Genomic DNA, 12,068 nt, shown 5'->3' with positions numbered 1-12,068 from the left:
CTCGCGTCCCACCGCGATGAGTGTTTCTCCGCTCGGAGAGCCTTGCCGCCCGGAAGCCGATCCGAACTCGATTGTTGAACAGATGGATCTGCATCCATGACCAATTCCACGGAAGAAAAGCGGCCTTTCAACCTGTCGCGCTGGGCAATCGGCCATCCGTCCATTGCGCGGTTCCTGTTCGGCTTGATCATCATTTCCGGCGCGCTCGGCCTGATGCGCATGGGCCAGAAGGAAGATCCCGATTTCACCTTCCGGGTCATGGTGGTCCAGGCGATCTGGCCGGGCTCCTCGATCAAGGAGATGGAAGACCAGGTCGTCAACAAGATCGAGCGCAAGCTGCAGGAGACGCCGCATCTCGACTTCGTGCGCTCCTTCACCCGCGCGGGAAGTGCCATCATCACGGTGCAGATCAAGGGCGACACCAACACGGCGGAAGTGACCGACGCCTTTTATCAGGTGCGCAAGAAGGTCGGCGATATATCAGGCGACCTGCCGCAGGGTCTGCTCGGCCCCTATTTCAACGACGAGTTCGGCGACACCTTCATCACGCTGCATTCGATCAGCGGCGATGGCTTCAGCTACCCCGAGTTGAAGAAGTTTGCCATCCAGGCACGCGACATGCTTTTGACGACGCCCGGCGTCGAGAAAGCCGTCATCATCGGCGACCAGCCGGAAAAACTCTACATCGACGTCTCGTCCAAGGCGCTCGCCGAACGTGGTCTGACCCTGACCGATCTGCAGAACGCGATCAAGGGACAGAACAATGTCGACCCGGCCGGCTCCGTCGAAACCGGCACCAATTCGGTCCGCATCTCCGTCGAAGGCGATGTCGGCAAGGTCGAGGACATCAGGAACCTGCGCCTGCGCGCCGGCGGTCAGGTCACAAGGCTGGGCGACATCGCCACGGTGACCTCGGGGCTGGAAGATCCGTTCCAGCGCAAATACCGCTTCAACGGTCATGACAGCGTGCAGCTTGGCGTCGTCATGGCCAAGGGCTTTAAGGTCACCGATGTCGGCAAGGACGTCGAGGCCACCTACAAGCGCTTCGAGGAGGCGCTGCCTTACGGCGTTTCGGTCGACCAGATTTCCGACCAGCCGGGCGTCGTCACGGATGCGGTGGCCGAGTTCATGCATGCGCTCGGCGAAGCGCTGCTGATCGTGCTCGTCGTCTCGTTCCTGTCGATCGGCTGGCGCTCGGGCTTGATCATCGCCATCACCATCCCGCTGGTGCTCGCCGCCACCTTCGCCATCATGTACGAGCTCGGCATCGACCTGCAGCGCATCTCGCTCGGCGCGCTGATCATCGCGCTCGGCCTGCTTGTCGATGATGCTATGATCGTCGTCGAGATGATGGAGCGCAAGCTGGAAGAGGGGCTGGTCAAGATCGAGGCGGCAAGCTTCGCCTATTCCTCGACCGCGTTCCCGATGCTGACCGGCACGCTGATCACCACGGCCGGCTTCATCCCGGTCGGTTTCGCCGCCTCGACGGCCGGCGAATATGTCCGCACCCTGTTCTATGTCGTCGGCATCGCGCTGGTCGTCTCCTGGTTCGTCGCGGTGTATTTCACGCCATGGCTCGGCAATATGATCCTCAAGCAGCGCAAGCATGCCGGCAGCCATCACGACGCCTTCGACACGCGCTTCTATCGCCGGCTGCGCGGAACCGTCGGCTGGGCGGTGCGCCATCGCATCATCGTCCTGACGATGACTCTGGTGACCTTCGGCACCAGCCTGTGGGCTTTCCAGTTCATCCCGCAGAACTTCTTCCCGCAGTCTTCGCGGCCGGAAATCCTCGTCGATCTCTGGCTGCCGGAAGGCACCAGCATCAAGGAGGTCGAGGCGCAGGCCAAGGCGCTCGAAGCCAAGATGATGGACGACAAGGACAAGCGCTTCATCGCTACCTATATCGGTGAGGGTGCGCCGCGCTTCTTCCTGCCGCTCGACCAGCAATTGCGCAATCCGAACTTCGCCCAGCTGCTCGTCATGGCCAATGACGAACCGGCACGCGAACGGCTGATCGTCAAATTGCGCACCGTCCTGGCACAAGATTTCCCGTCGATCCGCGCCAAGGTCGACCGCCTGTTCCTTGGGCCGCCGACCGGCTGGCCGGTGCAGATGCGCGTCATGGGACCGGATCGCCAGGAGGTGCGCCGCATCGCCGACCAGGTGAAGGCGAAGTTCCGCGAGGATCCGCTGCTTGGCGCAGTCCATGACGACTGGCTCGAACCGGTGCCGGCAATGAAGCTGGTCATCGACCAGGATCGCGCCCGTGCGCTCGGCGTCACCTCGCAGCGCATCCGCCAGATGCTGCAGGCGGCCATGTCCGGCGTGCCGCTCGACGACTTCCGCGACGGCGAGGAGACGGTGTCGATCGTCGCCCGCGAGCCGGATGCCAGCCGCAGCCTGCTGTCCTCGGTCGACTCCGTCTATATTCCGACCGATTTCGGCGGCTTCGTGCCGCTATCGCAGGTAGCCAAGGTTGTGCCGGTGCTGGAGCAAGGCATCGAATGGCGCCGCGACCGCTTGCCGACCATCAGCGTGCGGGCGACGCTGCCGGATGGCGTGCAGTCCAACGACGTCATCACCAAGATGTACAAGGACATGCAGGGCCTGCGTGACGGGCTGGCGCCCGGCTACAAGATCGAGATTCAGGGCGGTGCGGAGGATTCGGCGGAAAGCCAGGCTTCGATCGCCGCCAAGGCGCCGATCATGCTGGCCGTCATCGTCGTGCTGTTGATGATCCAGCTGCAGCATTTCGGCAAGGCGATGCTGGTTCTGGCGACCGGTCCTCTCGGCATCATCGGTGCTGCGGCGGCCCTTTTGATCAGCGGCGCGCCGTTCGGCTTCGTCGCCATCCTCGGCGTCATCGCTCTGCTTGGCATCATCATGCGCAACTCGATCATCCTGGTCGACCAGATCGACCAGGACATTGCGAGAGGCATGGATCGCTCCGAAGCGATCATCGGCTCGGCCGTGCGCCGCTTCAGGCCGATCGTGCTGACGGCGATGACGGCGGTGCTGGCACTGATCCCGATCTCGCGCGGCGTGTTCTGGGGGCCGCTCGCCTACGCCATGATGGGCGGCATCCTCGTTGCCACCGTGCTGACCATCCTGGTCCTGCCGGCGGGCTATGCCCTGTTCTTCGGCCGCGAGCCCAAGAGGGTTGCCGAGAAGGAAGACGATTTGGCACCCAGCGAAGAAGCCGAAAGGCCTCAACTGGCCCTGGCGGCTGAATAAACGATATCGGCCGGTCGAGTTTCGACCGGCCGATTGTCCATCCTGTTACGGCTTTCCGCTGCCGACTTTTCCGGAAGTCGTCAGATGACGAAGAACCAGTTGGCGAGCAGCATCACCACCACGCCGGCGACCAGCGTCAGATAGGGTAGCATGCCTGCCTTTTTGACCGAGAGGTCGGCTCCCGTCATGCCGAGGTCGGCCAGCATGTGGTCGGGGAACTTGCCCTTGTCCTGGACGTAGTGGCGGAAGCAGAACACCGGGATGATCAGCGCCGCTGTGATCAGTCCGGCCCACAGTGCCATCGGGTTCCACACCTTGGCGCCGGCGCCCATGAAGATGGCGTTGACATAGGCGAAGATCGCCCCGATCCCGAGCAGCCAGCTCGGCGCCTTCCAAGGCCGCGCGATATGGCCGTTGTCGATGCGGTGGATCCAGCCGGCGTTGAGGTTGAGGAAGTTGAAGATGATGTAGCCGCAGTTCGACACGGCGAGGATGAAGAAGAAGCTCGTCGCGTCGGCCGAGGCGATGGCCAGCACGATCAGGTTGAAGACGAGATCGGTCCACATGGCGCGGGTCGGTGCGCCGTGCTCGTTGACGTGGCTCAGATAGCGCGGCAGCCAGCCGTCGACCGAGCCTTGGTAGAGCGTGCGCGAAGAGCCGGCCATGGCGGTCATGATGCACAGCACCAGCGCCAGGATCATCAGCATCACCAAGAGGCTGTGGATGAGCGCGCCGCCGCCGACCATGCCGGCCAGAGCGTCGGCAACGCCCGAGCCGTCGACGATCGGGGTGGCCAGCATACCGTTCAAGCCAAGCACGCCCTGGAAGGTGAACGGCACCAGGATGAACAGCAGCATGCAGAGCAGACCGGAATAGAAGATGGCCTTGAACGTGTCGGTGCCCGGGTTCTTGAACTCCGAAGTGTAGCAGACGGCGGTCTCGAATCCGTAGGTCGACCACGCGGCGATGAACATGCCGCCGAGCACCAGCGTCCAGCCGGCAATGTTCCACGAGCCGGGCTCGGGCGCGTAGGCAGCAGCCAGCGGCACAAATGGCGAAAAATTCGCCCAGTTGATCTGGCCGGTGATGATCGGCACGATGCCGACGATCAGCATCGGGATGATCACCAGCAGGCCGATATATTTCTGCACATTTGCCGTCCCGAGGATGCCGCGATGCTGGATGGCGAAGATGATCAGCATCAGCACCGCGCCGATGAAGAAGGTCGCGTTGAACGTGAACGAGACCGGTCCCAGCGTGTGGCTGTAAAGCGTCCAGCTGCGGATCGCCGGCGTCGCGGCGGCGGTCACCGCCGTGATGGCGTCGGCGGCACTCGTTCCGGCATGCGCCGCGATATAGGCAACGACATCCGGCGAGGCATCGGTGAACAGCGGCACCGGCGCCAGCGCGTTGAGGATATAGGCTGCGGCGATCGAGCAGCCGAGCGACAGCACCGGCGACCAGGCGAACCAGTTGCACCAGACCGACAGCGGCGCGATGAATTTGGAATAGCGCAGCCAGGCCGTGGCTCCGTAGATCGAGGCGCCGCCGGATTTGTTCGGGAACAGGCCGGCGATCTCGGCATAGGTGAAGGATTGCAGGAAGCCCATGATCATGGAGGCGATCCAGATCGCGAAGGCCAGCGTGCCGGTCGTGCCGGCGATGCCGCCGATCGAGAACAGGACGAGGGCAGGGACGCCACTCGCCACCCAGAAGGCGCCGCGCCAATCTATGTTCCGATGCAGCTTGCCTTCCGCAAGCGGCTCCAGGGCAGTCGTTATCGTGCTCATGTGTCTTTGTTCCCCTTTTTGATGTTCCCCGTTCGTGACGGCCGCGACTTTGCGAGGCTTCATCATCGACGCGTGCATTGAGCGACTGCCGGTGTTTCCACTCAGTCGCATTTTTTTCTTAACAGTGAAGATTGATCCGGCGCGCTTTCAGGTCAAGCGTTTTGTGAAGTCGTGCACATCACGCTTGTGAGCGCACGGACTCACACGGCCGGCGACATCGCCGGTCAGCCGGCCAAACCATCGCGAAGGCGGCGGTCAGGAACGCGGCTTGGTCTTTTGCGGATCGTAGTGCGCGAAGGCGACGACGCGCGCCGGCAGCCGCTTGGCATTGCCGTCGAGCTTGCCGATCTCGACCTCGGTACCGACGGCGGCATGGGTGATGTCGAGCCTGGCCAGCGCGATGTTCTTGTTCAGCACCGGCGAACGCATGGCTGAGGTGACGACGCCGATCTGGGCGCGGCCGACATGCACGCAGTCGCCATGGCCGACGGCGACATTGGCATCGATATCGAGGCCGACCAGCTTCGTCCGCGGGTGCTCCTTGCGGCGGATCAGCTCCTCGCGGCCGATGAAATCGTCGGTCTTGCTCTTCAGCGGGACGGTGAAGCCGATGCCGGCCTCGAACGGGTCGGTCTGGTCGGAGAATTCGTAACCGGCGAAGATCAGCCCGGCCTCAATGCGCACCATGTCGAGTGCCTGCAGCCCCATCGGCTTCAGTCCGTGCGGCCGGCCGGCCTCCCAGATGGCGTCGAACACTTTTTCGGCGTCGCGCGGATGGCACCAGATCTCGTAGCCGAGTTCGCCGGTATAGCCGGTGCGGGAGACGACGACCGGAATGCCGTTGCCGCCACCGATGCGCGCCACCGCAAAGCGGAACCATTCGAGCTCGTCGATCGACGGCTGCAGCGGCGAGGTCCAGATGACTTCTCGGAGGATGTCGCGGCTCTTCGGACCTTGCACGGCGACATTGTGCATCTGGTCGGTCGACGAGCGCACCAGCACCTTGAGGCCGAGTTTCGCCGCTGTTTCGCGCAGCCATTCGCCGGACAGATCGTCGCCGCCGACCCAGCGGAAATTATCCTTGCCGAGGCGCAGCAGCGTGCCGTCGTCGATCATGCCGCCATGCTCGTAGCACATGGCGGAATAGACGACCTGGCCGACGCCGAGCTTTTTCACGTCGCGGGTCAGCGTGTACTGCAGCAGCGCTTCCGAATCCGGGCCGGTGACCTCGAACTTGCGCAGCGGCGACAGGTCCATGATCACCGCGTCCTGCCGGCAGGCCCAGTATTCGGCGATCGGCCCTTCCTTGGCGAAGGAATTGGCCAGCCAGTAGCCCCTGTACTCGATGAAGTTGCGGGTGTGCTTGGCAAAGCTCGAATGAAAGGATGTCTCGCGGGTCATTTTCGGTTCCGAATCAGGCGTCATGCGTCTGGCGATCGCTCGCGAGAATTTGTGCTGGCCGGAATAGGTGCGCACATGGATGTCGGTCGGGTTCCAGCCATTGGCCGGCGTCGTGTCGTCGGGGCAGGCGGAGGAAACGCAGACAATGTCGGTGAGCGCGCGCAGCAACACATAGTCGCCGGGCCGCGACCACGGCTCGTCGGACACCATGACACCATGCGCGTCGATCGCGGTGTTGAAGAAGAAGTTGATCGCCATCCAGCCGGCACGAGGATTGACGCCTTTGTCGGCCAGCGCGCGGTTGAAATTCTCCGAGCAGTTGATGTGGCCGGGATAGCCGATGTCGTCGTAATATTTCGCCGCGCAAGCGAGCGCGAACGCATCGTGCCGGCCGCACGTATCCTGCACCACTTCGACCAGCGGCTCCATGTCCTGGTCGTAATATTTCGAATACAGGCCGGGCATCGGATAACTTGCACCCATCAGCGTGCGGGTCGTCGTCACATCGAGTGGATGGTCGAATCCCTTGTCCAGCTTGCGGGCCGAGAAGCACTGGAAGTCGGTGCACTGGCGCCCGTCGACATCGATGATCTGCAGATAATCGCCGGCCTTGACGAAGTAGGATTCCGCCGTCGCCGAGTGGACACGCAGGTCGAGCACCGGGTCGGCCAGGGGATCAGCCAATTGCGATTTTGCCACTGGGCGGATGGTGGCGCGCCGGACGATGACGGTAAGTGGCGTTGCCGTGTCGTGGCCGTCGACCAGCATCGGCCCGCCGGGAGCGGCGATGACCATCGCGCCGTCGCGTATGACCGTGAAACCCTGCTCGGTGCCGGCTGGCGTGGTGCCGCCAAATACGCGCACGGCCTTCGCCTGATCAAGCTGCACCTGCCGGCGCGCGAGCCCGCCCCGTAGCGATGCGAGACTATCGTCGCCCTCCGCGAGCAGCGCCTTGATGCCGGCTGCATTGCTGTTCGATGTTTCCCCAAAAATGCCGGCATCGGTCGCGCCGGTCTTGTCCCAGGCCAGTAATTCACAAGCCTGTCCGCCTTCGACATTGCGCACGCTGATCGTGTCGCCGGGCTCGATGTCGATCAGCACCGCGCCGTTGCCCTGTATCGTATAACGCTCCATGCCGGTCGGCAGCGCGATCTGGCCGGGCCTCAGGATGAGGCTCGGCCGGGGCGGTCCGGCTGCAATTGCGGGGTAGGGCGACTGGCTCATCTCAGCCTTGCGGTTCGAGAAACAAGTTTGCCTGTGTGTGAAATTATTTTAGCAGCAAGAATAGCAGTGCGGTTGCGTTTGGCAAGGCGGAGGTGGCATTTCGGGCGCAGTCGGCTCAGGTTGAATTTCGCCGATCAGGCTTGTCTCCGAACGTCGGCGCCGCCCCTCATCTGGCTGCCGCCATCTTCTCCCCGTAAACGGGGCGAAGGACGCTGTCCTCGTTGCTTTCGCCAATCGCCAGCGATGCAAAAGGCACCGGCATTGCGGCCAGCCTCTTTCGCCCCGTTTACGGGGAGAAATGCCCGGCAGGGCAATGGCAGCGCCGAGATCTGGAATTGGCGAGTTAAAATTCCTCGGAATGGCTGACAGCAACTCCATATTCCGCAGCCGAGTCGAGCATCGTATGCCAAAGGCTTTCGGCAAACGTCGCAAACACCAGTAACCTGAACACCGTCAGCCCATCCGCCCTGTCATTCCCGCGCCAGAGCGTCACGCTGGTATGGTCCATCGAGGTTGCGGCGGCAGCGCCAATCGGAAATGCTCCCGCATGCAGATCGATCGACGCCAGTTTTGCCAGCATCATCCGCGCCTTGGCTCCGGAAATGCTGACCACCACTCGCGCATGCGATTGGTGGGACAGCGAGGCAGGACCGGACAATGCCGGCGCCAGCGTTTGCATTGTGTGCTTGCCGCCCTTCGACAGGACGAAGAACTGATCCGGTCCGGACCAGATCAGCGTGGCGTCCTGAGCCTGTATCGCCTTGGGCGCATCGGGAGCCGCCACGCCAAAACGGGCTATGGCCGCCTTTGCCAGCTCGGCCGCTTGGCCGCGCCGCGCCATTACCTGGATCAGGTCGAAATTGCGGATCTCGGTCAACGAAACGCCGGCCTCGATGCTGCTTGCACCATGCCTACCGGCGACCAGCGCATGCTCGAGGGGACTGCGGGGAGCCCAGGAAAAATCAGCCACGCTGGCGCCCTCCATCCGGATCGTAGAAGACGGGATTGCACAGTTCGACGTCATAGTCCTCGCCGCGTATCGGGTCGTGCGCGTGTACGATCTCGCCGATGCGCTCGCGGCCGCGCTCGACCAAGGCCAGCCCGATCCATTGATCTGATGTCGGCGAGAAACAGACCGAGGTGACATAGCCCTGGTCGTTACCCGGTCCGGGCGTCTGCTCCTTCGGAATGATGTGCGCGCCGGAGCGCAAGCGGCGTGCCTTGTCCGTCGGCTTGATGCCGACCACGACCTGGCGATCCGGGGCGATCAGCGCCTCACGTCCGGCCATCACTCGGCCGATATAATCCTTCTTGGTCGACATCATCTTGCCCAAGCCAAGATCGGCCGCCGTCGTCGTGCCGCTCAGTTCCGGTCCGGCGATGTGCCCCTTTTCGACGCGCATGACCCCAAGCGCCTCGGTGCCGTATGGCGTCACACCGAATGGCGCGCCGGCCAGCATCAGATTGCGCGCCATGGCGTCGCCAAAGCGTGCCGGCACTGAAATCTCGAAGGCCATTTCGCCGGAGAATGAGATGCGGAACAGCCGTGCCGTGAGGCCGCCGCGTAAGCTGACCTCGCGCGCGCCCATGAACGGAAAGCCTTCGTTCGACAGGTCTTCCGTCGGATCGACTATCTCCTGGAGCAGGTCACGAGTCTTGGGTCCGGCGATCGAGAATTGTGCCCACTGATCCGAAACCGAGGTCAACTGCACGTCGAGTTCCGGGAACAGCACCTGGCGGCAGAATTCGAGATGCTGCATCACCAGTCCGGCCTTGGCCGTGGTGGTGGTCAGGAAATAGTGGTCCTCGGCCAGCCGCGACGTCGTGCCGTCGTCGTAGACGATGCCGTCTTCGCGCAGCATCAGCCCGTAGCGCGCTTTTCCCACCGCAAGACTGGAGAAGGTGTTGATGTAGACGCGGTCGAGGAAGGCGCCGGCATCCGGCCCGTGCACATCGATCTTGCCGAGCGTCGAGACATCGCAGAAGCCGACGCCGCCGCGCACCGCCTTGACCTCGCGGGTGACCGATTCCAGCCAGTCCTTCTCGCCGGCGCGCGGATACCATTGTGCACGCTTCCACAAGCCGGTGTCGACGAAGACGGCGCCTTGTTCGGCCGCCCAGTGATGCGACGGCGTCAGCCGCGTCGCATGGAAAGTCTCATCGCGGTGATGACCGGCGAAGGCGCCGATGGCGACCGGCACATAGGGCGGCCGGTAGATCGTCGTGCCGGTCTCTGGAATGGAACGGCCGCTGACCGCCGCCATGATGGCGAGACCGGCAACATTCGAGGTCTTGCCCTGGTCGGTGGCCATGCCGAGCGTCGTGTAGCGCTTCAGGTGCTCGACGGATTCAAAGCCCTCGCGCTGCGCCAGTTCGATGTCGGAAGCGGTCACATCGTGCTGGTAATCGACAAAGGCCTTGCCCTTTCCGGCGACATGCCAGAGCGGCGTCAGTGAAAACGCCTCGTCGTCGGCGACAGGACCAGCGCCCGCCGTACCATTGTGCCCCGCGTCACGCGCCGCTGCCGCGCCGGCGGCAAATCCTCGGCTCAGGCAGGCGCCGAGGCCGAAGTCGCCGTTCGCGGCACCGGCGGCAACCATGCCCGGAGGGGCGCCATCTGGCACGAAGGCTGATATGTCGTCACGCCATGTCGGCCGGCCGCGATGGTAGGATGTCAGTCCGACCGCCGGGTTCCAGCCGCCGGAGACAGCGAGCCCGTCGGCTTCGACCTCGGCGCGCGCACCGCCGGTGAGCGACACCGCGATTTTCCTGACGCCGTCCTTGCCGCCCTCGACACCACTGACGGAGCCGTGCAGCACCGCGAAGCCACCCTTGGAGGCGAGCGATCGGTGGGCTGGAGATACATCAGGCCGCGCATCGATGACCGCGGCAATCCGCAGTCCGGCACCGAGGGCCGTCTCGACCGTGCGCCAGCCATCCTCATTGTTGGTGAACAGCGCGATGCGTTTGGCCGGCGTTGCCGCGTAGCGCGCGACATAGGTCCGCATGGCGGAGGCCATCATCACGCCGGGCGTGTCGTTGCCGGCAAAGACGATCGGCCGTTCGATGGCGCCGGCCGCGACGACACAGCGCTTGGCCACGATCCGCCACAAGCGCTGGCGCACCTGATGCTCGGGCGGCTGGGGCAAATGGTCGTTGACCCGCTCGATCGCGCCATAGGTGCCGCCATCGTAGACACCGAACAAAGTCGTGCGGGTCGTGATGCGGACGTCGGGCATATCAGCCAGTTCTGCCAGTGACCGCGACAGCCACTCGGCTGCCGGCAGGCCATCGATTGTGCCGCCGTCCGACAGCAAGCGGCCGCCGAGCGTGAAATCCTCTTCGCACAGGATGACGCGGGCGCCGGCGCGGCCGGCTGCCAATGCCGCGGCCAAACCGGCCGGGCCGGAGCCTGCGATCAGCACATCGCAATGCGCCCATGCCTTGTCGTAGTGGTCGGGATCGGCAACGCCGGCAGCGCGGCCGAGACCGGCGGCGCGGCGGATCGCCGGCTCGTAGATGGCTTCCCAGAATTTCGCCGGCCACATGAAGGTCTTGTAGTAGAAGCCGGCGACGAAGATCGGCGCGAATAGCTGGTTCACCGACATCACATCATGGCGCAGCGACGGCCAGCGGTTCTGGCTGGCGGCTTCCAGCCCGTCATAGAGCTCCGCCGTCGTCGCCTTGGTGTTCGGCTCGCGCCGGGCGCCCGTGCGCAATTCGACCAGCGCGTTGGGTTCTTCCGAACCGGCGGTGAGGATGCCGCGCGGGCGATGGTATTTGAACGAGCGGCCGACCAGCTTGACGCCGTTGGCGATAAGCGCCGAGGCGAGCGTGTCGCCCTGAAAGCCGGAGAAAGCCTTGCCGTCGAAGCGGAAGTTCAGCGGCGCCGAGCGGTCGATCAGACCGCCGGAAGGGAGACGATGGGATTGGCTGGACGTCACGATTGCCGGCCTCTCATCGATTCGATGTCATGCGGGAGCGTCGCGCTGCCCCTCACCTGCCTGCCGGCATCCTCTCCCCGTATAGTGACGGGGAGAGGGGCGCTCTCGTTGCGGCCAGCTCCCTTCTCCCCGTCACTATACGGGGAGAAGTACCCGGCAGGGCGATGAGGGGCAGCGCTGACTTGGACAGGAAAACTCATTTCGCGACCTGCCTCGCCCCAGCACCCGCAGCCGGCTCCACGGCCGAAATCTCATGCGTCAGCGTGTTGCGTGCAACCTTCAGCCAGGCCCTGCAGCCGCCGCCATGGTACCAGTATTCGCTGGTCTCCCCGGCGATGTTGTCGCGCAGGTAGACATAGTCGAACACCTCGTCTTCCGAGGCGCCGGCCACTGGCCGCACCGGCTTGGCGTCGCCGAGATAGGTGAACTCGCCGAGTTCGCGTTCACCGCAGAAGGGACAGACAATGCGCAT

The 12,068-nt window shown here is 63.9% G+C and carries 6 protein-coding genes; 1 reads left to right on the top strand and 5 read right to left on the bottom strand.

Annotated elements, in window-relative coordinates; translation table 11 throughout:
* Positions 1-96: 96 nt before the first annotated feature.
* Entirely contained in the window at positions 97-3,237 is a 3,141-nt protein-coding gene (locus NKH02_RS00275; RefSeq protein WP_352875514.1) for an efflux RND transporter permease subunit, read from the top strand.
* Positions 3,238-3,317: 80 nt separating this feature from the next.
* Here the strand turns inward: NKH02_RS00275 and NKH02_RS00270 are convergent, their stop codons facing one another.
* The 5 genes from NKH02_RS00270 to NKH02_RS00250 form a co-directional block, all read right to left on the bottom strand.
* Positions 3,318-5,027 (bottom strand): trimethylamine N-oxide permease, encoded by a 1,710-nt coding sequence (locus NKH02_RS00270; protein WP_352875512.1) that lies wholly within the window; start codon positions 5,025-5,027, stop codon positions 3,318-3,320.
* Between the two features lie 255 nt (positions 5,028-5,282).
* On the bottom strand, positions 5,283-7,652 hold the full coding sequence (locus tag NKH02_RS00265) for a trimethylamine N-oxide demethylase (RefSeq protein WP_352875510.1): 2,370 nt from the start codon (positions 7,650-7,652) through the stop codon (positions 5,283-5,285).
* A 343-nt stretch (positions 7,653-7,995) separates the two neighbouring features.
* On the bottom strand, positions 7,996-8,622 hold the full coding sequence (locus tag NKH02_RS00260; protein WP_352875508.1) for a sarcosine oxidase subunit gamma: 627 nt from the start codon (positions 8,620-8,622) through the stop codon (positions 7,996-7,998).
* A complete protein-coding gene (locus NKH02_RS00255) occupies positions 8,615-11,596 on the bottom strand; it encodes a sarcosine oxidase subunit alpha (protein ID WP_352875507.1) in 2,982 nt (993 codons plus the stop codon). Before NKH02_RS00255 ends, NKH02_RS00260 begins: the two co-directional genes overlap by 8 nt.
* Before the next feature lie 196 nt (positions 11,597-11,792).
* Positions 11,793-12,068 (bottom strand): sarcosine oxidase subunit delta, encoded by a 276-nt coding sequence (locus NKH02_RS00250; protein ID WP_352875506.1) that lies wholly within the window; start codon positions 12,066-12,068, stop codon positions 11,793-11,795.

This window comes from Mesorhizobium sp. M1396 (genome assembly GCF_040317725.1).
GTDB lineage: Bacteria > Pseudomonadota > Alphaproteobacteria > Rhizobiales > Rhizobiaceae > Mesorhizobium.
The sequence above is the reverse complement of the archived record's forward strand: the minus strand, read 5'-3'. Positions and strand labels throughout refer to the sequence as shown.

Excerpts from the sequence above, each read along its gene's own strand:
- NKH02_RS00275 (WP_352875514.1), top strand. The coding sequence starts at position 97 with ATGACCAATTCCACGGAAGAAAAGCGGCCTTTCAACCTGTCGCGCTGG.
- NKH02_RS00270 (WP_352875512.1), bottom strand. The coding sequence starts at position 5,027 with ATGAGCACGATAACGACTGCCCTGGAGCCGCTTGCGGAAGGCAAGCTG.
- NKH02_RS00265 (WP_352875510.1), bottom strand. The coding sequence starts at position 7,652 with ATGAGCCAGTCGCCCTACCCCGCAATTGCAGCCGGACCGCCCCGGCCG.
- NKH02_RS00250 (WP_352875506.1), bottom strand. The coding sequence starts at position 12,068 with ATGCGCATTGTCTGTCCCTTCTGCGGTGAACGCGAACTCGGCGAGTTC.